This window comes from Streptomyces sp. NPDC089799 (assembly GCF_040684755.1).
Taxonomy (GTDB): domain Bacteria; phylum Actinomycetota; class Actinomycetes; order Streptomycetales; family Streptomycetaceae; genus Streptomyces.
Genome location: NZ_JBFBGR010000003.1, coordinates 114,679 through 139,663, shown reverse-complemented (window position 1 = coordinate 139,663; position 24,985 = coordinate 114,679). Strand labels below are relative to the sequence as shown.

The 24,985-nt window shown below is 65.4% G+C and carries 17 protein-coding genes and 2 pseudogenes; 17 read left to right on the top strand and 2 right to left on the bottom strand.

Going from position 1 to position 24,985, the window contains the following annotated elements; all coding sequences use genetic code 11:
- Positions 1 to 85 precede the first annotated feature (85 nt).
- Positions 86 to 621: pseudogene (locus AB0O36_RS03790) on the top strand (hypothetical protein).
- On the opposite strand, the gene AB0O36_RS03785 reads toward AB0O36_RS03790, so the two are convergent.
- Both AB0O36_RS03785 and AB0O36_RS03780 read right to left on the bottom strand, forming a co-directional pair.
- Positions 578 to 1,180 (bottom strand): IS5 family transposase, encoded by a 603-nt coding sequence (locus tag AB0O36_RS03785; RefSeq protein ID WP_365103582.1) that lies wholly within the window; start codon positions 1,178 to 1,180, stop codon positions 578 to 580. The pseudogene AB0O36_RS03790 and the gene AB0O36_RS03785 sit on opposite strands and share 44 nt — an antisense overlap.
- 19 nt (positions 1,181 to 1,199) lie before the next feature.
- A pseudogene (locus AB0O36_RS03780) lies at positions 1,200 to 1,364 on the bottom strand (transposase); the annotation flags it as partial.
- Between the two features lie 285 nt (positions 1,365 to 1,649).
- Between AB0O36_RS03780 and AB0O36_RS03775 the strand changes: the two are divergent.
- The 16 genes from AB0O36_RS03775 to AB0O36_RS03700 all read left to right on the top strand — a co-directional run bounded on the left by AB0O36_RS03775 (position 1,650) and on the right by AB0O36_RS03700 (position 24,955).
- Positions 1,650 to 1,898, top strand: a complete 249-nt coding sequence (locus AB0O36_RS03775; protein WP_365103580.1) for a hypothetical protein — start codon at positions 1,650 to 1,652, stop codon at positions 1,896 to 1,898.
- Between the two features lie 1,098 nt (positions 1,899 to 2,996).
- Positions 2,997 to 3,497: a GNAT family N-acetyltransferase gene (locus tag AB0O36_RS03770; RefSeq protein WP_365103577.1), complete on the top strand. Its 501-nt coding sequence runs from the start codon at positions 2,997 to 2,999 to the stop codon at positions 3,495 to 3,497.
- A gap of 18 nt (positions 3,498 to 3,515) precedes the next feature.
- Positions 3,516 to 4,844: a hypothetical protein gene (locus AB0O36_RS03765; RefSeq protein WP_365103574.1), complete on the top strand. Its 1,329-nt coding sequence runs from the start codon at positions 3,516 to 3,518 to the stop codon at positions 4,842 to 4,844.
- A gap of 15 nt (positions 4,845 to 4,859) precedes the next feature.
- Positions 4,860 to 6,152: a PLP-dependent aminotransferase family protein gene (locus tag AB0O36_RS03760; RefSeq protein ID WP_365103572.1), complete on the top strand. Its 1,293-nt coding sequence runs from the start codon at positions 4,860 to 4,862 to the stop codon at positions 6,150 to 6,152.
- 54 nt (positions 6,153 to 6,206) lie between these two features.
- Positions 6,207 to 7,325 carry a 3,5-dihydroxyphenylacetyl-CoA synthase DpgA gene (dpgA, locus tag AB0O36_RS03755; RefSeq protein ID WP_365103569.1) on the top strand — a complete coding sequence of 373 codons (1,119 nt, stop codon included), beginning with the start codon at positions 6,207 to 6,209 and terminating at the stop codon, positions 7,323 to 7,325.
- 119 nt (positions 7,326 to 7,444) lie between these two features.
- The gene (dpgB, locus tag AB0O36_RS03750; RefSeq protein WP_365103566.1) at positions 7,445 to 8,062 is read left to right on the top strand and encodes an enoyl-CoA-hydratase DpgB; all 618 of its coding nucleotides are present in this window, start codon (positions 7,445 to 7,447) and stop codon (positions 8,060 to 8,062) included.
- The gene (gene dpgC, locus AB0O36_RS03745) at positions 8,019 to 9,353 is read left to right on the top strand and encodes a (3,5-dihydroxyphenyl)acetyl-CoA 1,2-dioxygenase DpgC (RefSeq protein WP_365103563.1); all 1,335 of its coding nucleotides are present in this window, start codon (positions 8,019 to 8,021) and stop codon (positions 9,351 to 9,353) included. The genes dpgB and dpgC overlap by 44 nt, the downstream gene beginning before the upstream one ends.
- A 32-nt stretch (positions 9,354 to 9,385) precedes the next feature.
- Complete coding sequence (locus tag AB0O36_RS03740; protein WP_365103560.1) at positions 9,386 to 11,212, top strand: condensation domain-containing protein; 1,827 nt, start codon at positions 9,386 to 9,388, stop codon at positions 11,210 to 11,212.
- A 55-nt stretch (positions 11,213 to 11,267) separates the two neighbouring features.
- The gene (locus AB0O36_RS03735) at positions 11,268 to 11,468 is read left to right on the top strand and encodes an MbtH family NRPS accessory protein (protein WP_365103557.1); all 201 of its coding nucleotides are present in this window, start codon (positions 11,268 to 11,270) and stop codon (positions 11,466 to 11,468) included.
- Positions 11,469 to 11,499: 31 nt separating this feature from the next.
- Positions 11,500 to 13,002, top strand: a complete 1,503-nt coding sequence (locus AB0O36_RS03730; RefSeq protein ID WP_365103555.1) for an AMP-binding protein — start codon at positions 11,500 to 11,502, stop codon at positions 13,000 to 13,002.
- 32 nt (positions 13,003 to 13,034) lie between these two features.
- Positions 13,035 to 14,900 carry a non-ribosomal peptide synthetase gene (locus tag AB0O36_RS03725; RefSeq protein WP_365103552.1) on the top strand — a complete coding sequence of 622 codons (1,866 nt, stop codon included), beginning with the start codon at positions 13,035 to 13,037 and terminating at the stop codon, positions 14,898 to 14,900.
- A gap of 98 nt (positions 14,901 to 14,998) precedes the next feature.
- Entirely contained in the window at positions 14,999 to 16,486 is a 1,488-nt protein-coding gene (locus AB0O36_RS03720; RefSeq protein ID WP_365103550.1) for a lyase family protein, read from the top strand.
- Positions 16,483 to 17,433 (top strand): kinase, encoded by a 951-nt coding sequence (locus tag AB0O36_RS03715; RefSeq protein WP_365103547.1) that lies wholly within the window; start codon positions 16,483 to 16,485, stop codon positions 17,431 to 17,433. The genes AB0O36_RS03720 and AB0O36_RS03715 overlap by 4 nt, the downstream gene beginning before the upstream one ends.
- Positions 17,423 to 19,711 (top strand): pyridoxal-phosphate dependent enzyme, encoded by a 2,289-nt coding sequence (locus tag AB0O36_RS03710; protein WP_365103544.1) that lies wholly within the window; start codon positions 17,423 to 17,425, stop codon positions 19,709 to 19,711. Before AB0O36_RS03715 ends, AB0O36_RS03710 begins: the two co-directional genes overlap by 11 nt.
- 2 nt (positions 19,712 to 19,713) lie before the next feature.
- Positions 19,714 to 20,748 carry a low-specificity L-threonine aldolase gene (ltaE, locus tag AB0O36_RS03705; protein WP_365103542.1) on the top strand — a complete coding sequence of 345 codons (1,035 nt, stop codon included), beginning with the start codon at positions 19,714 to 19,716 and terminating at the stop codon, positions 20,746 to 20,748.
- 115 nt (positions 20,749 to 20,863) lie between these two features.
- Complete coding sequence (locus tag AB0O36_RS03700; RefSeq protein ID WP_365103539.1) at positions 20,864 to 24,955, top strand: amino acid adenylation domain-containing protein; 4,092 nt, start codon at positions 20,864 to 20,866, stop codon at positions 24,953 to 24,955.
- Positions 24,956 to 24,985: the final 30 nt, after the last annotated feature.

The window sequence follows — 24,985 nt, the reverse complement described above, 5'->3', positions numbered from 1 at the left end:
GCGGTGTTTTCGCTGGTCAGGCATAGGGTCGGTGATTCGGTGGGAGTGGTGGCGTGTCGTGTCGTCGCTCCCCGGGAGGTTGCGGATGCCGTCAGTCGTCGGACTGCTGGAACAGCACGAGCTCGCCGCTCGCCGTCGAGTCGACGGGTTGCGTGAGGAAGCCGATCGCATCCAGGCCGAGCTGGCCGCGGCCGAGCAGGAATGGCAGGAGTGGGCGATCGCCCGCAGGCGAGTGGGCACGGTCCTGGCTCCGGACGGCGGCAACATCGCTGATGAGGAGGCAGCCCCGGCCCACGGGACGCGGACGCGGGCTCGGCGCCCAGGCAGGCGGCGAAACCGAAGTCGCAGGTGCCGGTGTGGCGTGAGGGGCTGGCCTGGTCGGTGCTGTCGGTGGACCATCAGCGCATCCTCGAGGCCGCCGCGGACCGGCACCGGCTCCATCACGGGCCGCTGCCCTGCCAGGAGTTGGCCGTGATGTTCGGCCTGGACGCGGTGCCGGCCAAGGTGGAGGCGCTGCGGTCGAAGGTGAAACGCCTGGTCGCGCGGGGCTGGCTGGCCGAACGACAGCCGGGCCAGTTCACCCTCGCCCATGGCCCGGCCGGGCAAGGCCGCGCGTCATGAGCAGGGTCATCGACCAGTAGACCATCGCCTCGGCGCTGGCGGTGCGGCGTTCGAAGTCGCGCACCAGACGGCGGGTGCGCATCAGGGGGGCGAAGAACCGCTCGACGATCCACCGCTTGGGCAGCACCACGAAGCCGCGCATGTCGTCGCTGCGCTTGACGATCGCCAGGACCAGCGCGAGCGTGGTGAGGCAGTAGGCGACGAGGCTGCCGGTGTAGCCGCCGTCGGCCCAGACCAGTTCCAGCCGATGGTGCACGTCGGCGACCTGCCCGAGCAGCACGCGGGCGGCGGTGCGGTCGCCCGTGTCCGCGGCGGTGACCATCACGCCCAGCAGCAGGCCGAGCGTGTCGACCACGACGTGCCGCTTGCGCCCGTTGACCAGTTTGCCGCGGTCGAAGCCGCGACTGTCCGATCCGGCGTCCGCCTTGACGGACTGCGAGTCGATCACACCGGCCGTCGGTGCCGCGTCCCGCCCTTCTCTCTCGCGGATCCTCGCGCGCAGCCGGTCGTGGAACTCCTTCAACCAGGCCGTGGTCGCGCCAGCGGCGGAAGAACGCATACAATCGGTCCCATGGCGGGAAGTCCCCGGGCATCGCCCGCCACTTGATGCCGTTGTCCACGAGGTAGCGGATCGCGTCCAGCATCGCGCGGTGGCAGTACGCCTCCGGCTGCCCGCCCCGGCCGCGCAGCCAGGCCGGCACCGGCAGCAGCGGCCGGACCTTCTCCCACTCCGCATCCGTCATGTCCGACGGATACCGCCGAACACGTTCCGGGTGATCGGCTGCGTTTCCGAACCGGTGGGCGACACAATCACACCCCGGAGACGCCGAGTTGAACTCCACCGGCGCGAGCACATAGAACTGCGGCAACAGGGTCTCCTGGATCGCGGTTGGCTTCGCAACCCCGAGCTACCAAGAGGCCCTGCCTTCATGCCCGCGGCCAGCGGCGATCACCCGATCGAGACTCCCGTTCGACGCACACCCCTCAAGATCGGAACGACAACAGCTTCTAAGGCCGGGGAGCATGCGTTGGCGACACAAGTGGTGTCCTGGATCATTGCCACGCAGGCCCAGCTCGGATTCCTCGAGCAGGCACATGTGGGGCTCGCGATGCCCACCGACCAGCACCGGGCCAGGGGCGAGCTCTGCAGTGTCCTCGCGGTGTTCCGCCTTGCCGAGCACGACCCCGTTGCAGCCTGGGCCGCGCTCGAACCCGTGCTGGAACGAGCCGCGCCCGTCACCCGCACCTCGCCTTCACGCCGGTCGCCCTCACCGTGACGGCTGCGGTGAGTGCGGCGGCTTCTTGAACTTGGCGGGTAGGTGGCGATGGAGCCGCGTCGCAGGCTCATAAACATCAACGGAAGATGGCTGGAATCTGGCACTGCATCAAACATTGAACGCAGCCGGACGACGGCTCAGAGCACTCCTGGGCACGCTGCCTCATCGTACGGAGGCGCGCACATGTTTGCACTTGCAGATAAATCAGCGGTGGCGGCCGCCTCTCGATCCCCCGCAACCCCAACCCACTTCCCTGTCCCAGCGGTTTGCGGTGTCCGGCATGTGATCGGCCTCCGCCCCGCTCTGGGCTGAGGTGGCAGGGCGAAGAGAAGGGAGAACGGTCGGGAGCGGGCCCGAGCGCCTGGGACCTCGCCCGGATGAGGCAGGGTGGAAGATGGCCGGAATTACGCCCCCAGGGCGGAAAAAATTGCAGCTCATGTGCCGGATGGATGTGTCAGACTTCCATCCGATGCGGGCTCGGACGCGCCGTTCCCCACAGCCGTAACGCAGGACCGGGGAGGGCGGCGTGTCCGAGCCCGCATCGTGACGGCCCCTCGGCATGGCCTGTGGACCAACTGGCCATGCCGAACCTGCTTCGTGGTGACGACCTTCATCGGTCGGGTCGCGGCAGGACGGGGGCCGCGACATGTGAGGCTAATCACGCTACGTAACGTGTTGCTCGTGCTAACTTCCTGTTCGTAGATCGTTAATGATCTTCAGGTCGGCCGAGCTGGACCTTGCCGGCGCCAACCATGAAGGCGCGGCAACCCACTTGAGGTGGGGTCACGGAGTGCTGACGCAACGGGGAACGGGGACTGTCATGCGAATTCTGGGTGAGCGGGTCGTGAGACCGGCCGACGTCGCGCTGAGTGCGCGACGGAACTGAAGCACGTTCAGGCCCGGTGCCGCATGCCCTGCGGATGCCGGTGCGCGCATCGGTGCCGATTCGTGGTGCCCGATGCCTACTGGAGCAGCCCAACCCCGCGATGGCGAGGGTGTGGACGGCTGCCGTCGAAGCGGACATAGGTCATGTCGCCATGCCCGGCGACCATCGAGGTCCTCCGTCCGCGCTGGGACGAAGCTTTGGGAGTGAACTAGTTGAAGCAGCTTGGACTTCAGCCGACTCAGCAAGTGGATTTGTGCCGAATGGTCGAGTTTGAGACCGAGCCCCACACTCGCTGCTGGCTGGGCGAGACGGGTGAGCACTGGCACCGTCGATCCATCTCCGATGAAACCCAGGAGCACCTCACGGCCATGCTGGACGGGGCCGCAGTCATTGGCTTCGTCGTCCTTGCCGGACTGGGCCGCGTTCCGTCGGTCATCGAGATCCGCCGAGTGGTCATCGGAGCCGAATGGCAGGGCGCCGGCCACGGCCGTGCACTGCTCCGAGCGGCCATCGAACGCGCCCGTACGCTGCACGGCGCGACGATGGTGTGGCTTGATGTCAAGCCAGGAAATCAACGAGCCCGCGCCCTGTATATGCAGGAGGGATTCCGAGAGGAAAGGCTCATTTCCGATGCGATGGAAGAGCCCGATGGCACTTTCTCGGACCTGATCATCATGACGCTGGACCTCCCACTGACTGAAAGCAGTCAGTGAGCTTGAAACGAGGGTGTCGTGCAGGATTCAATGACGGCCACATACAATGCGGCTTGCCGCGAGAGTGAAAGAGGAGCGTTCGACCTCACACGGGGTATCGTCGAGCGCCTTCCCTGGGTGGAGGAGAATCGACTCCTGCCCCGCCCGTTCTTCGTATCGCAGAACGAGATGCTCCGGTGCGTATCGGATCTGACGGATCTGTTCCACATCATGACTCAGCTTCCTGACCGCCTGTTCGGCGGTGACCGGGACGCGTACTGCAAGGCGCTTGGGCTGGAACCTGAAAAGATGGCCATGTTTCAGCGATTCGCCGGCCCTCCGGATCTGTACGGCCGCGCTGACCTGTACCACGATGGCCAGTCGTTCAAGTTGCTGGAGTTCAATATTCACAGTGCGTTGGGTGGTGTGATCACCTCCGAGGTATCTATCGACCACCTGCGTAACGAGCGCTTCCGCGAATTCTCCGTTGAACGAGAACTGACGCATGTCCATACCGGGGAAAATCTTGCACGGTGCCTTCTCTTGGCAGCCTCTACGATTGTCACGGGCGGCAGCGCTACCATAGCCTTGATAGAGGGAAACGGGGAGATCGAAAAATATCTTCACGAGTACCGCTCTCTTCAGGATTGCCTCCGTAAATTTGGAGTGGACCTGATCCTGGGCACTCTCGAAGAAATTGAGAACAGAAACGGAAAACTGTTTCTCCGGGGTCAACGGGTCCACGTAGTTCTTCGTTACTTCAGTGATCCCGATGTATTTTGTGATTCCCGCAGCGTGCGAGCCGTGGAAGAGATAATTCGATCGCATGAGCTGGGCAACGTGGTCCTTTGGACGACACCCCAGAGCGGCCTGTTCCATAACAAACGTTGTCTCGCAATGCTGTCCGGGAGCGCCGACGGCCCTGCCTTCTCGCATGCCGAGCGCCTGCTCATCGATCGGATGATTCCCTGGACGAGGATTCTCGATTCCAATTCCATCGGGGTGCACGAAGCCTGCATGGAAGACCAGGAAAACCTCATCGTCAAACCTGGTTCCAGTCATGGAGGCCAGGGGTGCGTCGCCGGATGGGAAGTCTCACGGGACGAGTGGCGTCAGGTCCTCTCGGCAGGAGCGGCGGCCGGTCACGTCGTCCAGCGTCGAGTGATTCCAAGGCCCGAGGAAGTCATTGATCCCGTGTCGGGTGCTGCCACGTCTTGGGATGCGGTGTGGAGTCCGTTTCTCATGCCGCATGGGTACGCAGGAGCATTTGTTCGCGCTGTTCCCACGGGCGTGAACGGTGTGATCAACATGGGGTCGTCCGGGGGTACCAGAACTGCAGGAGTGTTCGAGTATCCAGTTAATTCGTGAACAGGCGTTGGAGTGATGAAGCAACTGAAAATCGATGAGTTGAGTCGATCCGTCACCGCACCCATGAGCGAGTCCATCAACTTCCTCAACGAAGTGGCGCTCGACTTTCCTGACGCGATTTCATTCGCGGCCGGCAGGCCGTACGAAGGAAACTTCGACCTGGATCTCATCCATCACTATCTGGATACCTACTACGCACACTCGGTCGACCGCCAGGGCGGTGATGAGGCTGCCGCACGTCGAGAGATCCTCCAGTACGGGCGAACGAAGGGCATCATCAACGAGCTGGTCGCGGAGAACCTCCGAGTCGATGAGGGTATTTCCGTCGGTCCCGAGTCGATCGTCGTCACGGTCGGATGTCAAGAGGCCCTCACGACGACCCTCATGACGCTCCGTCGTGAGGAATCCGATGCGGTTCTCGCAGTCGCCCCATGCTACGTCGGACTGTACGGTGCTGCCGAGCTGGCCGGAATCAAGGTCCTGGAAGTCGGATCCGGCCCCCACGGAGTGGACCTCGACGATCTGGCCACGACGGTGCGGGAAGCGAGGGGGGCGGGTGTGCGCCCCAAGGTGCTCTATCTCATTCCTGACTTTTCCAACCCGAGCGGCATACGCATGAGCCGTTCTGACCGCGAGTCCCTCATGCGGCTGGCCCGTGAGCTGGAAATCTTGATCATCGAGGACAATCCGTATGGAATTTTTGACGATGGCGAGACTCTGCCGACCCTCAAGTCGATCGACCGCCACCAACAGGTCATCTACCTTGGTACTTACGCCAAAACAGGGATCCCCGGCGCACGAGTCGGGTTTGTGGTCGCGGATCAGGAACTTGTGCTTCCCGAGGGACGCCGAGGACTCCTGGCGGACCAGATAGCAAAGATCAAAGGGATGGTGACTGTCAACACCTCTCCGATCGCCCAGGCGATCATCGGTGGGAGGCTGTTGACGGACGGATTCGACCTCCGTCGGTCCAACCGTGCGGAAGTGGATGTCTATCGGCGTAACCGGAAACACCTCTTGGGTTGCCTCGCCGAGCGATTCCCCTCCTCAGGTACCTCTGGCGTCACTTGGAACGAGCCGACCGGTGGATTGTTTTGTCTGGTCACTCTTCCCTTTCCTGCGGGAGATGATCTGCTGCGCGTCAGTGCGGAAGAATTCGGTGTCCTATGGACCCCACTCCACCACTTCTATGCAGACGGCCGTCCGCGCCGGGAGATCCGTCTGTCCTTCAGTAACCTGACCGAGTGTCAGATCACTGAAGGGATAGCCAGACTGGCTGCCTTTGTGGCGGACCAGAATCAGCCCTGAAGCACTGCAGTCTTCCCGACTCACATCGAGGAGGAGCCAGGATTGGATACTCGGATGACCTACGCGAACACGCTGCCGCATGCCGGCGTGCTGGCCGATGCCCCACCCACGGCAATCGACACCCCGGATTTGGCGACCATCGCTGGGGTGGGAACCGCGGTACCGCCCACCGCCTACTCCCAACGCGAAATCCTGGACATATTCCAGATCGAGGATGCGAAGATCAGGTCCGTATTCCTGAACGGGGCCATCGAGCGGCGGAATCTGACGTTGCCCCCCGAGGGGCCGGACGGCTCCAGGGTCCTGGAGGAGCAGGGTGAACTGCTGGCCAAGCACAAGAGCCAGGGCGTCGCCATGGGGGCGGCCGCCTTGCAGAAGTGCCTGGAAGCGGCAAACGCGACGGTGGCCGACGTCAAATACCTGTGTTGTGTCACATCGACAGGTTTCCTTACGCCGGGCTTGAGTGCATTGCTGATCGAGGAGACGGGCATCGATCCGAGCTGCAGCAGGCTCGACGTCGTCGGCATGGGATGCAACGCCGGCCTCAACGCCTTGAATGCGGTAAATGGCTGGGCCAGGGCGAACCCGGGCGAGCTGGCTGTCATGCTGTGTGACGAATCGTGCTCGGCTGCCTACGTATTTGACGGTACGCTTCGGACATCTGTGGTGAACAGTCTCTTTGGCGACGGTGCCGCCGCAATCGCTGTGGTCGCCGGAGAGGGGTCTTCGCGAGGTCCCCGTATTCTTAAATTCTCCAGCTACATAATCACCGACGCGATCGATGCGATGCGCTACGATTGGGACTCTTCCCAGGATCGCTTCAGCTTCTATCTCGATCCGCATATCCCCTATGTCGTAGGCGGGCATGCCGAACGAGTGGTTGATCGACTCCTGGCCGGTACCGGGCTGGGGCGGACCGATATCGCTCACTGGCTGGTGCATTCCGGCGGCAAGAAGGTCATCGACTCGGTCGCCGTCAATCTCGGTCTGACCCGGCACGATGTCCGTCACACGGTCAGCGTCCTCCGCGACTACGGAAACCTGTCGAGCGGGTCCTTCCTTTTCTCCTACGAACGGCTGGCTCAGGAGAAGGTCGTGAACCCCGGCGAATATGGCGTGCTCATGACTATGGGCCCAGGATCGACCATCGAATGCGCGCTCGTTCGCTGGTGAGCCGTCACTGAACCGAACCGAACCGAAACGAATCGAGAGGCGTAACAACTGCTATGACCATGCCTAGCCCGGACCAGGCGGAATCTTTTCGGATCCTCAGCGTCGACGGATGCCAGCCGTTGAACGCCAAGGCCGTTGCGGCGGTCGCTGAGTTCTGTCAGCAGATCGAGGACGGACCGCGCCCGGTCGCGGGGATCGTGCAGCTGACGGGATCTCCGTCGGACAACGCATCGGACGATGTGACGCTCGCCCTGGTCAACAAGTGGGAGCGGGCTCTGCGGAGGCTGGAGCGACTGCCCGTACCCACGGTCAGCGTGCTCGCCGGCGACTGCGGGGGCACGGCATTCGAGTCGCTGATGGCCACCGATTACCGCATCGCCGTGCGCACCGCCAGCCTCGTCCCGCAGCGGGACTCCGAGGGCATGTGGCCCGGCATGTCGCTGTACCGCATCGCCAACCAGGTCGGTGTCGTCGCCGCACGACGAGTTTCCGTGAGTGAGGGCCCGATCGAGGCCACCCGCGCCCTGGAGCTGAATCTGATCGATGAAGTCGTCGAAGACATGACCGCGGCCCTCGACCGAGCCCGGGAAGTGTCGGGTTCGGCATCGCGCGAATACGGAGTGCGCCGACAGCTGATCTTCGACGCTGCCCATACGTCCTTCGAGAACGCGCTGGGCAGTCATCTCGCCGCCTGTGACCGAGTACTGCGACACGCTGCCGAGCCGCTGCGTGGATAGGCGCAGCCGGACCGAGGCCTCGCGCGTGGTCCTGGAGGCGGCGCAGCGGGAACAGGCGGTGCTGGCAGCGCTTCCGGACAGGCCGAAGCGGACCGCCGCCCAACAGGAAGAGGCCATCGAGGCGAAGAGCTGGGCACGCATGGCTCGACAAGCCTTCCTACAGGAGCATGCGGAGACCCTCTACGAGGATCTGACCGAGGGACGTCGCCTCGATCTGCGCCTGCCCGAACTGATGGAGGCCGCAGCGGACGCGGTACCGGGTCTCGTTCCCTCGCGCGAGCACATGGCTCTGGAAAAGGCCAGGCTGCAGGGCGAGAAGGAGGGGCGCGAAATCGATCAGGGCCTCCTGATCCGTGCGTTTCTCGCATCGCCCACTGCCGGGACCCACCTGGCGGAATCGATGCTGAGGCCGACCGAACGGGCCCTCAGCCTGCTACCGGAATTCCAGGCCAATGGGACGGTGGAGTTGCCCTCCGTCCACTTGGAGCGCCGGGGTACCGCCGCCCACCTGACGATGTGCAGGACGGATTGCCTCAACGCCGAGGACAACCAGCAGGTCGCTGACATGGAGACGGCCGTGGACCTCGTGCTGCTGGACAGCCAGGTCCACGTGGCTCTCGTACGGGGCGGCCCGATGACCCATCCGCGGTACCGCGACCGCCGTGTGTTCAGCTCCGGAATCAACCTGAAGAGCCTGCATGCGGGCGAGATCTCGCTCGTCGACTTCCTGCTCAAGCGGGAGCTCGGCTACATCAGCAAGATCATCCGTGGTGTTCTGGTCGAGCACGATCGGTCGTGGCAGTCCCGGACGATCGAGAAGCCCTGGGTGGCCGCTGTGGACACCTTTGCGATAGGTGGCGGTACCCAACTTCTGTTCGCCTTCGACCAGGTGCTGGCCGGTGCGGACTCGTACCTCTCACTGCCGGCGGCGCAGGAGGGCATCATCCCGGGGGCCGGCAACTTCCGGTTGGGCAGGCTGGCGGGGAGCCGTACGTCACGTCAGGTCATTCTCTCCGGCAGGAGGATATGGGCCACGGAGCCGGACGCCAGGTTGCTGATTGACGAAGTGGTGGACCCGGCGGAGCTGGGCGCTGCTGCTGAAAGGGCGCTGGATCGCCTGGACAATCCTGCGGTCTTGACCAACCGCAGAATGGTCAACTTGTCCGAGGAGCCGCCGGACTCGTTCCGCGCCTACATGGCGGAGTTTTCATTGCAACAGGCCGTCCGGCTGTACAGCGAAGACGTCATCGGGAAGGTCGGGCGATTCGCCGAAGCCGGACGCTCTCGGTAGCCAGAGTTCGGCAAAGTATTTTGGAGTGCGAAGTGACCCTCTCCGGGCGCGATTCAGATGAAATTATCAGGCGAATACTCGCGAGGAACGAGCGAGCTTTCGAGGGCGATCGCATCGTTCGTCAGAGCCGTCGCACGGGTGTGCCGGCTTCCGCCGCCCAGCGGCGCATCTGGTTCCTCCACCAGCTGGACGGAGACACCCCGTCCTACAACACGCCCTTGATGGTCCGGCTGGAGGGGAAGCTGTGTCGGGATGCTCTGCGACAGGCCCTCAATGCGGTCATCGACCGGCATGAAGGACTTCGTACGACGTTCGCGACCGTGGACGACGAAGTCGTCCAAGTCATCGCTCCGAGGCTCGAGATAGCCCTGCCGTACGTCGACCTGAGCGGCATTCCGGCCTCAGAACGGGAGGCCGAGCTCCAGAAGCAGGTCGAGGCAGAGGCGAACAGGCCGTTCTCGCTCGAATCGGAGCCGCTCGTCCGCGCAGCGGTCTGGGGCCTCACTCCTTCGGAGACCTGTCTCCTCATCAATATCCACCACATCGTCAGCGACGGCTGGTCGGAGGACATATTCCTCAAGGAGCTCGGCGACCTCTACTCCTCGCACAGCGTGGAGTCCGAAGGATGTGGGACGGCTCCCCGGGGCGCGAAGGACGAGGACTCTCTCGGCTACCTGGACTTCGCGGTGTGGGAGTCGGAGCGCATGCGGTCCGGTGCGTACGAGAGTCAGCTCTCGTACTGGTCTTCCGAACTGAGTTCCCTGCCCGGTGAGCTCGTACTGCCCTTCGACCGGTCACGGCAGGCCGGCGGCTCCACGAGGCTCGGCGGATGGGTCGACGTCGACGTGCCGCCGCAGCTACCGGCACGTCTGTTGGAGTGGCGGGCTCACACGTCCACCTTCGACGTGCTCACCGCGGCCTTCGCGGCGATGCTCCACCGGTGGTCAGGAGCGGATGACATCGTTATCGGGACACCCCTGGCCAACCGCGCCCGACCGGAGTGGGAGTCGGTCGTCGGCCTGTTCGTGAACACCGCCGCGATCCGGCTCAGCGTCTCTGCCGCGGATACGTTGTCGGAGGTACTGGCCCAGGTCAAGGAAAAGACCGTGCAGGCCCTGGCCCGGCAGGAAGCGCCGTTCGACCAGGTCGTCGACCTTCTGGGAGTGGATCGCCGGGCCTCGGTGAATCCGGTCTACCAGGTCATGTGCACGGTGAACCGGGCGCCGGCGAAGCCAGTTCTGCGCGGACTCGAAATAACGGAGCTGCAAGAACTGCGGACGCGAACGGCCAAGTTCGATCTCGAACTCAAGTCGTCCCATTGGGACGGGGGACTGAGGGTCTGGTTCGAGTATCCAGCGTCCCTCTTCGACCGGTCCACGGTGGAAGGGCTGGCCCGGGACTACTCGGCTGCCCTCTCGGCAATCCTCTCGCCTACCCAAGTCTCGGTCGGGGAGCTCAGGGCGACACACCGCCGACCGGTGTCCATGAGTGGCGAACACCTGTCGTCCGTTCCGGAGTCCGTGTCGTCGGCGGCGGAGGCAGATCCCGAAACCCTTGCTCGGCTCCTTTCCCTCTGGCACGAGGTCCTGGGAAATATCCCCATCGACAGGACCTCGCACTTCTTCGATTCGGGCGGGAACTCCCTCTTGGCCACGAGGCTCGTCCTGCGGGTTCGCCGGGAGTGGGACATCGAACCCACCGTAAGCGTGGTCTTCGACAAGCCAGTTCTGAGCGACCTGGCTGCTCACATCGATGTGTTGGTGCGGGAGGCAGGGGAAGAAGCCGCTTCCATTGAGGCAGAAATCGCTGAACTCAGCGAGGAGGAGCTCGACCTGCTCCTCGCAGCCGATGACCTGTAGGAACCGGGCACGGTGCAGACGTACGCATGACTGAAAGTGCGGAAAGGGCAGAAGTATGAGTGACGACCGTTCGGGCCAGATCTTCGAAGTCGTGACGAACCACGAAGAGCAGTATTCGATCTGGCCGGCGTCGAAGGAAGTCCCCGAAGGCTGGCGACTTGTCGGGAAGCGGGGCACCCGTGAGGAATGCCTGTCCCATGTGAGCACGGTCTGGTCGGACATGCGTCCGCTGAGCGCCCGCCTCGATCGATCCTGATCACAGTCACGATTCCTCTGAGGGGTTCGATATGTCATTCATGAAGACCCTCGTCGCCGCGATAGAGAACCACGGATCTTCCGTGGCGGTGGTCGAGCAGGACCAGCGCTTCACGTACAGGGAGCTCGATCGGGAATCCGCAGCCATCGCAGCAGGCCTTCGTAGCCAGGGAGTAGGGACGGGAGACATCGTCGGTGTCTTCGCCACCCGCAGCTGGAGACGGTGCACGGCGGTGCTGGGGGCCTGGCGGGCTGGTGCGGGCGTGCTTTCCCTGGACCCGACGATGCCTCCCGCACGGATCGAGCGGATCCTTCGAGGCGCCGTTCCCGCGGTGCTCGTCCACGAGCACCCGTCCACGGAGCTTGACACCCACATCCCGCAGCGGACGTGGGAGGACCTCAGGAAGGCTCCCGCGGATCACCGCCTGGTCGAGGGGGAAGTCGCCTATGCCATTGCGACATCGGGTTCTACGGGTACTCCCAAGACGGTGGTCGTTCCGTGGGTGACCCTCGCGGATCTCGGACGCTGGCACCTCGATCACTGGCGGCACGAGGACCTGCCGCACACGCTGCACTCCGCGTCGATCGGCTTCGACGTCATATACGAGGACATGGTCGCCACATGGCTGGCCGGCGCCGAACTCGTCATGGTGAGCGAGAGCGAGCGGCGGGATCCGTTCGCTCTGGTCGACCTCGTGAACTTCCATCGCACGGCACGGCTGTTCTCCCCTGTGGGTTCGCTGCACAGCCTTGCAATGGTGGCCGAAGCCCTGCCGGCGAAACTCCCCACACTGCGCGAGATCGCCGTGGCCGGGGAGCGTCTGGTGATCAACGAGGAGGTTCGGGCATTCTGCCGGACCTCCGGGATCGAGCTGGTCAACCAGTACGGACCCAGCGAGACGCACGTCGTCACCCAGTACCGGCTCGACGGAGATCCGGTGCGGTGGCCCGACCACCCGCCGATCGGGCATGCCGTGGTGGGAGCCGAACTGCTCTGTCTTGACCAGGGACAGCTCCGTCCGTTCCGGCAGTCCGAGACCGCAGAGCTCGTGGTCGCGGGCGACTGCGTGGGCCTCGGCTACCTCGGGGACGAAGTGCTCACCGCCGAGCGGTTCAGGACGCTCGAGCACCGTGACGGGCGAAGCCTTCGTTGCTACATCACGGGGGACCAGGTCTCCTTCGACGGAACGGACTTCCACTTCGTGGGGCGCCTGGACGATCAGCTGAAGGTGAACGGGTACCGCGTCGAGCCGGGTGAGGTCGAGGCGGCGATCCTCTCCGTAGCGGGGGTGCGGCGAGCCGCTGTCGTAGGCATCAAGAGCAACGGCGGCCTGAGCCTCGCCGCCTATTACACGCAGGAGCCGGAAACCCGGGTATCGGCGACGGACATTCGCCGTGCCTGTTCCTCACTCCTCCCTTCCCACATGGTCCCGGCGTCCGTCAACGAGATCGAGCAGTTCCCTCTCACGCCCAACGGGAAGATCGACAAAAAGGCTTTGCTGGCGATGCCAACGACGCCGCGTACCCAGAGTTGAAGACCGGAATCGAGAAAGAAGGAGTCAGGACTTTGGTCGGAACAGAGACGTTCGGGGATGCTCCGGCACCTGGCTATCTGCACCAGATGTTCGAGTCCCGGGTGGACGCGGCGCCGCATGACCTCGCGGTGGCCTTCGGGGACGACGTGCTCAGCTACATGGAGCTGGAGGTCAGGGCCAATCGCATCGCGAACCACCTCATCGGCCTCGGAGTCGATGCAGACGAGCCCGTGGCGGTCTGCGTGGATCGATCGCCGGCCCTGATCGCCGCCCTGCTCGGAATCCTCAAGGCGGGCGGCGCCTACGTGCCCGTCGACCCGGAGCTGCCGATGCACCGGGTCGACCAGATCATGCGTCAGGCCGGCGCACGGTTCTGCCTGACGGAGCAGCGCTACGAAGGACTCTTCGGCGAGTCCGTCACCGTCTGCCGCCTCGACGCGGACGAGGCCGCGATCTTCCGTGCGGCCGCAATCAGGCCCCGGGTCACCCTGACGCCGCAGAGCCTGATCTCGGTGTACTTCACGTCGGGTTCCACCGGCGTGCCCAAGGGTGTGGCCTGCCCCCACGGCGGCTGGTCCGACCGTATGGAAGTCATGCAGCGAACGCACCGGATCAAGCCGGGCGAAACGGTTCTGCACAAAACCACGCTCAGCTTTGACGACGCGGCATTGGAGCTCTTCTGGCCACTGGCCTACGGAGGCACCGTGGCGCTGCTCGCTCCCGGGCAGCACCGGGACCCCAAGGCGATCCTTGCAGCGGCCGCGCGGCACCGGACCGTCCTCCTCCAGGTGGTGCCCAGCATGCTCACCGCGATCCTGGACGCGGCCGATGCCGATGCGGTCGATCTGCCCGACCTGCGCAGCGTGGTGTCGAGTGGTGAGGCACTGCTGCCGGCGACGGTGGAGCGGTTCGTGGCCTCGATGTCGGCGATGCTCTACAACACCTGGGGTGCCACCGAGGTGTCCATCGACTCGACCAGTCACACCTGCTCCGCGGACGACGCCGGAGCTGGAGCGGCTGTGTGCATCGGCCGGCCGTTTCCACCCCACACGGTCCACGTGCTCGACGGAGACCTCGAACCGGTCGGTCCGGGCGAGAGCGGAGACCTGTTCATCGGCGGTACCGGGCTGGCGCGGGGCTACGTCGGAGATCCCTCGAAGACCGCGGACAGCTTCCTTCCGGACCCTTGGTCCCCGGGCGGACGCATGTACCGGACGGGTGACCGGGGCTACCGGGACCACGATGGCAATCTCCACTACCTGGGGCGCGCGGACCACCAGGTGAAGATCCGGGGCATGCGAGTGGAGTTCGGTGAAATCGAGTCGGTCATCACGCGGCACCCGAAGATCAAAGAGGCCGTCGTCGATGTCCACCGGTCTGCCAATGGCTTCACTCGACTCGTTGCCTACGCGACATTGATGCAGTCCGGTGAACCGGTCGAGGTGCCGGAACTCAGGGATCACATCTCTTCTTACCTGCCGCACTACATGCAGCCGTCCTCGATCAGTTTCCTGGAACGCTTCCCGGTGAATTCCAATGGGAAGATCGACAGGCGGAAGCTGGGCGAGCTGGACCTGACTCACACTTTCCGCGACGAGGACCACACCGCACCGGAAGGCCCCGTGGAAACCACGGTGGCCGAAATCTGGAGCAGTCTCCTCGACCTGGAGGATCCGAGCACGACTCAGGACTTCTTCCATCTCGGCGGGCAGTCGCTTCTCGCGGTTCGCCTCGTCGCCAGGATCGGTCAGCGGTTCGACGTCGATCTGACGCCCAAGGATGTCTACGACAACCCCACCATCGCGCGCCTCTCGGCAAAGGTCTCGCGGCTGCTGGAGGAAAAGATCCTTTCCTTGTCCCCGGAAGAGCTCGACGCTCTTCTGGATGGGCGTCCCTGAGGCATGTGGCATTCCAGTCTCTCGACAGGCCACGAGAAACCATCGATTTTGTTGCGGAGGTCCTTGACATGACGATCCCTCGGACTTCGGGGAACGCGATGAGCGGGCGCATTGCCGGCGGCCCCAGCCAGTTGCTGCATGACGAAGTCCTGCAGCCGCAGTATGAGTACGAGGCCACTCACCTGCTGCCTTGGTACATCCTGATCGAAAAGGTCCTTGCCGTGGAGTACCTCCGCATGGGACTGGTCAGCGATAAACAGGCGGCCTCTCTGGGGCAGGCCTTGGACCGTGCCCGAACCGAGCTGCCCGCTGCGGATCCGCAGGGAAACATGTCGGATATCGCGTTCGCGTTGGAGCGCTACACCGAAGCGACACAGCCGGAGACCGTGATCCACTGGCACGTCGACCGGAGCCGCAACGACCTGCAGGCTTCGGCCCAGATTCTCTTCGCATGCGAACGTCTGCGCTCCACCGCCGACCTGTTGATGCAGTTCGGGCGCGCAGCTCATCGCCTCGCCATGCAGCATCGTCACCACCCCATGCCCGGTTACACCCATTTCCAGGCCGCTCAGATCGTCACTCCGGGCTTCTACCTGGCCGCCCTCTCCGAACACGCCCTGCACACGTCGCGACGACTGCTCGCCACGTACGACTCCACAGCGCTCAGTCCGCTCGGCTCCGGCGCGATGGCGGGGCAGGAACTCGCCTGGGACCGCGAACGGATGGCCGGCTTGCTCGGCCTGCCGGCCCCGCAGCCCCATGCGTGGACGGGCGTCGCTTCACGGCACTGGGCCGCCGAGATCGCGGCCGAGCTCTCCCTCTTCGGCCTCGGCGTCAGCCGGTTCAGCACCGATCTGCTGACCTGGGGGAGCAGTGAGTACGGATTCATAGACCTCCCCGACTCGCTCAGCGGAATCTCTTCGGCGATGCCGCAGAAGAAGAACTTTCCGGTGCTGGAGCGCATCCGTGGCCGTAGCGGGCACCTCAGCGCCTTCCATTTCGACATGGTTCTCGGCCAGCGCAACACCCCGTACACCAACCTGGTGGAGGTGTCCAAGGAAGCAGGCGCTCACCTGAAGAGTGCCTTCGACACGACGGACTCGCTGCTGCGCCTCTTCACCGCGGTGTTGGACCACATGTCCTTCGACGTGGACCGTATGGCCGCCGCCTGTGAGAGGGACTTCTTCGGCGGTTTCACCCTGGCGAACCTCCTGACCACACGTGAAGGGATTCCCTGGCGCACGGCACAGGTGATCTCCGGGCAGTACATCGTCGCGGCGATGAACGCCGGCAGGACCCCGCGGGAACCGGATGCCGCGCTGCTCGTCGAGGCCGCCCGGTCGAACGGGCAGCAGGTCCGTCAGCCGGAGGGACTACTGGGTGACGCCTTCGACGTCGAGGGGAGCCTGTACGGCAAGCGAACGTCGGGATCGGTGCACCCCGACGCGGTGCTGGAACTGCTGGACCAGCAGCACGCCGAATTCGAGCGCCTCCGAGAAGAGTGGCAGCAGCGGGTGGACTTCAGCGCGGTGGGTGCCCTCGAAACGGACCGCCTGCTCGGCCTCGGAACGGAGGGCCCCGCGTGAATACGCCAGTGCTGGAGCCGGACGCGACGGCGACGGGCGTCGGCCGGTCGTTCGGCACCTTCGGAGAACTCCTGCAAGGGGTGCTGCCGGAGGAGGACCAGGACTTCCTTGTGACGTTCCCGATCGAGCGCTGGACGACGGCAGTCTTCCGTCCGAATGCCGGATCGCATGAGGTGACGGTCCGCCCGGCCTACAAGGAGAAGTCCCGGCTGCTCGTCAAGCACATGCTGGAGGACCTGGAGGTGCCGTGGGGAGGAGAGCTGACCCTGCACAGTGACCTTCCGGTGGGCAAGGGATTCGCGAGCTCTTCTGCGGACCTCGTGGCGAGCGCCCGGGCCGTTGCCGACGCGCTGGGCCGGCCGCTCGATGCGGAGAGCATCGAAGGCTATCTGCGGTGCATAGAGCCCTCGGACGGCGTCATGTATCCCGGAGTCGTCTCCTTCTACCACCGGTCGGTCCGGTTGAAGGAGGAACTCGGCGTACTGCCACCCCTCACGATTCTTGCTCACGACCAGGGCGGCGAGGTGGACACGCTGGGATTCAACCAGATCCCCAAGCCCTTCGACCACGAGGACAAGCTGGAGTACAGCAGGCTGCTGGCCGTGCTCGGTGCCGCAGTCCGCGAAGGAGACCTGCGCACCGTCGGTCAGGTTGCGACGAAGAGCGCCTTCATGAATGCGAAGCTGCGCCCTCACGCTGCGCTCTCCGCCATGGAGAGGGTCTGCCGGGAAGTCGACGGTCTGGGACTCGTACTGGCCCACAGCGGAACCATGCTCGGCATCCTTCTGCCGGAGCAGGACCCGGAGCACTCGACCAAGATCGCGCTGGCTCGGCGCCTCCTCGCTTCGGTTCCCGGAAGCCTGGAGACGTACCGCTCTCTGGGGCCGGACACCATTCGACAAAGCTCTCGCCCCCACACGTTCGAAGGAACGGCTCATGCTCTTTGACAGCGTCCACGCATCAATCGGTCATACACCGTTGGTCCGGCTTCGGATGGAATCCTCTCCGGGTACCGAGGTGTACGCGAAGCTGGAGATGCAGAACCTCTTCGCCATGAAGGACCGCGTCGCTTACCACATCGTCCGCGAAGCCAAGCGGACCGGGGCGCTGGCCGATGGGGCTCCCCTGGTGGAGAGTTCGTCAGGAACGATGGCCCTCGGCGTCGCCCTGGTGGGCGCCCTCCTCGGACATCAAGTGCACATCGTCACCGACCCTCGGATCGACCGCTTGACCCTGGCCAAGCTGCGCTCGCTCGGCTCAACGGTCCACGTGGTCCCGAAAATGACGTCACAAGGCTGGCAGAGCGCGCGATTGGAGCGCCTCGAAGAGCTGATGGCGGAGCTGCCGGGTGCGTTCTGGCCCCAGCAGTACAGCAATCCCGACAACCCCGGCGCCTACGCGGCGGTGGCCGAGGAGATCCTGCAGGACCTGGGCACGGTCGACGTGCTGGTGGGCGCCGTCGGCAGTGGCGGCTCACTCTGCGGTACGTCCCGGAGGATGCGGCGTGAACTGCCCTCGCTGCGCGTGGTGGGTGTCGACTGCGTGGGCAGCGTGCTGTTCGGCCAACCCGATCGTCCGAAGCGCTACCAGAGCGGACTGGGCAACAGTCTGTTGCCGGCGAACCTCGACCACGATCTGGTCGACGAGGTGCACTGGCTCAATGATCACGAAGCCTTCGCAGCGTCCCGCGATCTCGTACGGGACCAGGCGGTCTTCGCCGGCAACACCGCCGGGTCGGTGTACCAAGTGCTGCAACAACTCGCCCGTGAGGCGCCGAACGGATCACGCATCGTCGGGATCTTCCCCGACCGAGGAGATCGCTACACGGACACCGTCTACAGCGACGAGTGGTGGACCGAGAGCCGACTGGCCGAGATGGAACGCGCGACGGAACCCGAGTGGGTGGAGTACGGGACCCCCGTCCAATCCTGGTCCAGGGCGGTCGTGAAGCAGCCGAACGACGACCCGCGCTACCTGCTCTTCATCGAGTCCAACACCACGGGCACCGGCATGGCGGCGCTCGGTCTGGCGCGTGACCTGGGTCTTCGGCCGGTGCTCCTGACGGGACGCCCCGAGCGGTACGTCGGCTTGGAGGAGACGGGCAGCGAGGTCGTGACGTGCGACACCAATCAGCTGTCAGAGGTGCGTGCCGCGATCCAGAGCCGATTCCGGCGCACGGACCTGGCAGGCATCACCACGACCAGTGACTTCTACGTTCCGACCGTGGCCGAACTGGCCCAATGGCTGGGGCTGCCCGGAAACCCCGCGGAAGCGATGACCCTGTGCCGGGACAAGGCGGCGCTCCGGGCCCGCCTGGAGGAAGCCGGCGTCGGTCAGCCCCGCTTTGCCGTGGTCGGCGAGGACGCTGTGCGTGCAGCCGTGACGGACGCCGTGTCCGTTACGGGAATCCCCTGTGTGGTCAAGCCGGTCGACGACTCCGGATCTAACGGTGTCCTGTTGTGCGGGTCGGCCGAGGAGGCCGCTGCCCATGCAGAGCGGGTGCTGAGCGTCCAGGTCAACGTGCGCGGCATGCCGACCGCCCGCGAGGTGCTCGTCGAACAGTTCCTGGAGGGCCCTGAGTACAGCGTGGAGATGTTCACGGGAGCGGACGGCCACCACTGCGTCGGGATCACCGAGAAGACCGTCGGGGGCGACCCGTACTTCGTGGAGAACCAGCACGTCTTCCCGGCACCGCTCGACGAGCGGATGGCCGAGGACATCCGGTCAGTGGTCGGACGGGCGCTGGACGCCGTGGGCGTGCGTCTCGGTGCGACTCACACCGAGGTGAAGATGACGGCGAGCGGTCCGGCGATCGTGGAGATCAACCCGCGGCCGGCCGGTGGCATGATCCCCGAGCTGATCCGCCTGGCCACCGGAGTGGACCTGCTGGAGCAACAGCTCCGTTCGGCTGCCGGGATGCCGGTGTTCTGGAGCGGAGCGGCCCACGGCGCATGGGCAGGCATCAGGTTCCTGATCGCGGAAGAGAGCGGTGAGCTGCTCGACATCCGCGGGGTCGAGGACGCGCGTGCGGTGGCAGGCGTGTCGCAGGTCCGTCTGCTCGCCACCCCGGGCAGCCGTGTCCGGCCCGCCCGTAACTCGTACGACCGGCTCGGGTACGTCATCGCGCGGGCGGATTCGGCGGACGGCGTGCGCGGCGTTCTCGGCGACGCCATGGAGCGCCTCATCACCGACATCAAACCCTCGACGACCGCAGGAGAGAAGTAACCATGATCGAGCTGCGCAGTGACACCTTCACGTTGCCGACTGCCGAGATGCGTCTGGCGATGGAGCAGGCGGAACTCGGGGACGACGTGTACGGCGAGGACCCCACCGTGCTGGCGTTGGAGGCGCTCGCCGCCAAGGTGACGGGAATGGCCGCCGCCTGCCTGATGCCCAGCGGAACCATGGCGAACCTCGCCGCCATCATGGCCCACTCCCCGCGCGGTTCGAAGGTCCTCGTGGGCGCCGAGAGCGACATCTACGTCTACGAGGCCGGCGGCGCGACGGTGTGCGGAGGCGTGGTCTACGAGCCGATCCCGAATCAGCCGGACGGAACGCTCTCACTGGAGGACCTCGCCAAGGCGTTCCCGGACGACATGGAAGATCCGCAGTTCGCCCTTCCCTCGCTGATCTGCCTGGAGAACACGCAGAACCGGTGTGGCGGATCGATTCTTCCGCAGGAGTACCTGGCGCGGGTGGCCGACTTTGCGGCGGCGCGCGGCGTCGCCGTGCACATGGACGGCGCACGCCTGTTCAACGCCGCCGTTGGAGCGGACGTTCCGGTGGCCGACATCACGCAGTACGCCGACTCCGTCCAGTTCTGCCTTTCCAAGGGGCTGTCCGCACCCATCGGTTCCATCCTCGCCGGCGACGCCGACTTCATCGTCCGCGCACGAAGGATCCGGAAGATGCTGGGTGGTGGGATGCGTCAGGCAGGGTTCATCGCCGCTGCCGGGATCGTGGCCATCGAATCCGCCTCCAGGCTGTCCCAGGACCATGCGCTGGCGCGCCGCCTGGCCAGGGGGCTGGCTGAGATCGACGGCATCGACGTCCAGCCCGACTCGGTTCAGACGAACATCGTGATGTTCCGGGTCGGTGAGGACCGGTTCACGTGGCAGGAGTTCGTGGACGCGTGCAAGCTCCGGGGTCTCGCCGTCGCCGAGCTCGGACACGGCCGGATCAGGGCCGTGACCCATGCGGGCGTCGAAGAGCAGGACATCGAGGACGCACTGGAGATCGTGCGCGAGCTGCTGTCCGCCTGAGCGGTCCGGCCCCCTTGCCCGAGCCGCCGGATCCAGCACGGCGTTGTGTCGGGCCCCGACGACACAACGCCTGACCACCACAGAACCTCACACCGGGGATACCAGGAGCAGCAGCATGCACAAGGCATCCGTCGAGGACAAGCGCAAGGCACTTCTCGCGCGCAGACTAGGACAGCACCGCGGACAGAGCGGTGGCACGCGCGCCGTCGTCCCGGTGCCTCGCGACGGCATACTCCCTTTGTCGTACCAGCAGGAAGACTTTTGGTTCCTGCACCAGATGGCCCCGGAGCACGGCGTCTACAACATCGCGTACGCGTACCGCCTGAACGGTGAGCTCGACGTCAGCCGTCTCGAATACGCGGTCACGGAGCTGGTTGCACGCCACGAGCCCCTGCGCACACGCTTTGCCGAATCGGCGGGAGTTCCTCACCAGATCATCGAAGCCGCCCCGGATCCGACCGTGTTCCAGGTGGTGGAGCGTCCCGGTATGGACTCCTCGGCGCGTGACGCGTACGCGCAGGGCTTCGCCGAGGAGGCGGCGAACGCGTTGTTCGACCTGTCGACCGGACCGCTGTTCCGGTGCTCATTGGTGCGGTTCTCCGATACCGATGCCCTGCTGGTCATCGCCGCCCATCACGTGGTGACGGACGGGTGGTCGTTCGCGATCCTGTTCGAGGAGATCGAGTGCCTGTACCGAGCCGGTGCGTCCTCCGGAGCACCGGTGGTACCGGCGCCCGCGATCCAGGCGGTTGATCACGCCGCTTGGCAGCGGGACCGCTTCTCCGACGACTCGATGGCCCGTCAACTCGTTTACTGGAAGAACCAGCTGGCCGGAATGACGAGTCTGGAGCTGCCGACTGACTTCCCGCGCCCCGCCGAGGCGACGTGGAGCGGAGCCCTGGTCGAGCGGAGGTTCGATGAGAGCCTGGGCGGAGACCTCGAGCGCCTGGCACGCGCCGAGAACGCATCCCTGCTGGCCGTGCTCCTGGCCGGGTTCCTCACCGTGATGTCCCGGTACACGGAGGAAGAGGACCTTGCGGTCGGCTCCGTGTACAACGGCCGCTCCCGTGCCGAACTCGAGTCGACCGTCGGGCTGTTCGTCACGACCCTGATCCTGCGGGCGAATACGGGTGGTGACCCGGCGTTCCGGGAACTGGTGGCGCGTTGTCACGAGTCCGTGGCGGGTGCCCTCGGCAACCAGGACGTGCCGGTCGGCAAGATCGTGGACTTGCTGAAGCCGGTACGGGATTCGAGCCGGAATCCGCTCTACCAGATTGCCTTCTCGATGGACACGGAGAGGACGGCGGGGCCAGGCCTCACCCTTGAGGGCATCGCCGTGCAACCCGTCCAGCTGGCCACGAATCAGTCCCGCCTGGACATGACCGTGATCGTGAGCCTCGACGGGAAGGGCGCCATGGGCGTCCAGATCGAGTACAACACGTTGCTCTTCGAGCCCGCGCGGATCGAGGGGCTGGCCGAGCAGCTGCACCACGTTCTCGCCCAGGCCGTGCGGGCACCGTCCACCCCCATCGGCGAGCTGCAACTGCTGACCGAAGCGGAGCGCGTCCGGGCCGTACACGGATGGAACGACACGGACGTCGACAACGGTGCGGACGTGTGCCTGCACGACTGGATCGCCGAACGGATCAGCCGGACGCCGGCCGATGCGATCGCGCTCAGATTCGGGGAGGCGGAACTCGACTACGGGGAGCTCGACCGTCGCAGCAACCAGCTCGCGCATCACTTGGTCGAGCTCGGCGTCGGCCCGAACGTGCTGGTCGGTGTGGCACTCGAACGATCCTTCGAGCTCGTGATCGGTCTCCTGGCCGTCCTCAAGGCCGGCGGCGCGTACCTGCCGCTCGACCCCGACCTCCCCTCCGAGCGGCTCCGGTTCCTGCTGGCCGACAGCGGCGTACCGGTGGTCCTAGCCCAGCAGCACATCAGCGGCCGACTCGGGGACAGCAGCGCGCACGTCGTGACGCTCGACGGGGACTGGCCGGGCCTCGCGGGACGCTACCCGAGGTCACGCGTGGACCCCGGCACCACGCCGGGTGACCTCGCCTACGTGCTGTACACGTCGGGCTCCACCGGTGCTCCCAAGGGGGCGATGGTGGAGCACCGGGGCATCGTGAACTGGCTCCGGGCGATCCATGACGTCCTGGGTCTGCGTTCCGAGGACGTGATGATCCAGAAGGCATCGCTGACCTTCGATTCCTCGGTCTGGGAGGTCTTCGGTTCGCTCACCGCGGGATGCACGCTGGTCCTGCCGAAACCCGACGGACACCATGACCGGAGCTACCTGACGCGCCTGATCGCCGACGAAGGCGTGAGCGTGATCCATTTCGTGCCGTCGATGCTGCGGCACTTCCTGGAGGAACCCGGGGTGGCCGGGTTGCGCAGCGTCCGGGCGGTCTTCTGCGGTGGCGAGACCCTCGGCGCCGATCTTCGGAACGAGCTGTGGAGCAAGCTCGACGTCACATTGACGAACGTCTACGGCCCCACGGAGACCGCGCCGACCGCGACGGCCTGGACATGTCCCCCGGGCGATGCCGATCAGACCGTTCCGATCGGCCACATGATCGCCAACATGCGCGGATACGTCCTGGACCGGGCCGGACAGCCCGTTCCCCCCGGAGTTCCCGGGGAGCTGTACCTGGCGGGCGTCGGTGTGGGTCGCGGATATCTCAACCGACCCGACCTGACCGCGGAACGTTTCGTGCCGGACCCCTTCGCGACCCGGCCCGGGAGCCGTATGTACGCCACGGGGGACATGGTGCGCCGACGGCCCGACGGGGCACTGGAGTTCCTCGGCCGACGAGACGGCCAGGTCAAGGTGCGAGGAATGCGCATCGAGACCGGGGAGATCGAGTTCGCGCTTCGCCGGCATCCGGCCGTCTCCGCGGCGGCGGTCGCCGTACGGACCATCGCGGGCGGGGAACCTCAGATCGTGGCGTACGTCGTAGCGGTGCCGAGCGTCGACCTCGAACCGCAGATCCTGCGCGAGCACGCGGCCGCCCTGCTGCCCCACTACATGGTGCCAGCACGCTTCATGACCATGGAGGAGCTCCCCCTGACCATCAGCGGGAAGCTCGACTACGGCAAGCTCGTAGATCCTCCGGCCGAATCCCGCGTCGTGCGGTTCCCGCCGACGACGCGCACGGAGCGGATCCTCGCCTCCCTCTGGGCATCCGTGCTCGGCCGGTCCATGGAGGATATCGATTGCGCGGACACATTCTTCGAGCTGGGGGGAACCTCGCTGAACCTGATGGCGCTCATCGCGGGGATCCGGTCGAGGGTGGGCGTAGAACTGTCTGTGCGGGACCTCTATGCGGCGCCGGCCCTGCAGAACATGTCGAAACTCGTGGAGAGTCGCACCGGGCTCTCGGACCATGACAAGGCTGCGGCCTCTCCGCTCGTTGCGATCAAGCCATCGGGGAGCCGGGTCCCGTTCTTCTGCGTGCACGCCGTGGGCGGGTCGGCGGTCCCGTATTTCCCGATCGCCGACCTCCTTCACCCTGATCAGCCGTTCTACGGGCTGGAAGACACGTCGGGCCTGCTCCCGGCCGCCGCCTCGATCCCTGACATCGCGGCCGAATACGTCCGCCATGTGCGCACCGTTCGACCCGTCGGCCCCTACCTCTTGGGCGGTTGGTCCATGGGAGGCGCCGTGGCCTTCGAAATGGCGCGGATCCTGGCCGGCGAAGGTCAGGAGGTACGCCTCGTAGCGCTCCTGGACTCCTGGGTTCCACCGGGTCACGGCGAACTGCCGGCCTTGACCGAGCGCCTGGAGGCGTACCTGCACGACGTCGCGGCGATGCAGGGAGGCGCGGCGGAGCAGTGCACACTCCCGGCCCGGACCTCCGACGAGGATCTCGTCGGATTCGCCGTCGAAGTCATGAAGGGTGCCGGGCTGGCGCATGGAGAGATCGGCGATGTCCTGCGCGATCGCATCCATGTGTTCCTCCGGAACCAGGAAGCGTTCCTGACGCATCGTCCTGCGCCGGCCGACCTGGCCGTGGAGCTCTTCGCCACCGAGCACGCCCAGGACGAGGCAGTGGCCGAGCAATGGCGCGCCGTCGCTCTGCGGGGCGTGACGGAGCATGCCGTTCCTGGTGATCACTACTCGATGTTGAGCAAGACCCACCTGCCGTATCTGGTGCGATCCCTGCAAGCGCGTCTCGATGCGGCGGACACGCTCAGCCGCTGAACGGCCGGTGAGCGACCTAAATTTTAGGAG

Coding starts and splice junctions, on each gene's coding strand:
- AB0O36_RS03785 (WP_365103582.1), bottom strand. CDS start 1,180: ATGCGTTCTTCCGCCGCTGGCGCGACCACGGCCTGGTTGAAGGAGTTC.
- AB0O36_RS03760 (WP_365103572.1), top strand. CDS start 4,860: ATGAAGCAACTGAAAATCGATGAGTTGAGTCGATCCGTCACCGCACCC.
- dpgA (WP_365103569.1), top strand. CDS start 6,207: ATGACCTACGCGAACACGCTGCCGCATGCCGGCGTGCTGGCCGATGCC.
- AB0O36_RS03735 (WP_365103557.1), top strand. CDS start 11,268: ATGAGTGACGACCGTTCGGGCCAGATCTTCGAAGTCGTGACGAACCAC.
- AB0O36_RS03730 (WP_365103555.1), top strand. CDS start 11,500: ATGTCATTCATGAAGACCCTCGTCGCCGCGATAGAGAACCACGGATCT.
- AB0O36_RS03720 (WP_365103550.1), top strand. CDS start 14,999: ATGAGCGGGCGCATTGCCGGCGGCCCCAGCCAGTTGCTGCATGACGAA.
- AB0O36_RS03710 (WP_365103544.1), top strand. CDS start 17,423: ATGCTCTTTGACAGCGTCCACGCATCAATCGGTCATACACCGTTGGTC.
- ltaE (WP_365103542.1), top strand. CDS start 19,714: ATGATCGAGCTGCGCAGTGACACCTTCACGTTGCCGACTGCCGAGATG.
- AB0O36_RS03700 (WP_365103539.1), top strand. CDS start 20,864: ATGCACAAGGCATCCGTCGAGGACAAGCGCAAGGCACTTCTCGCGCGC.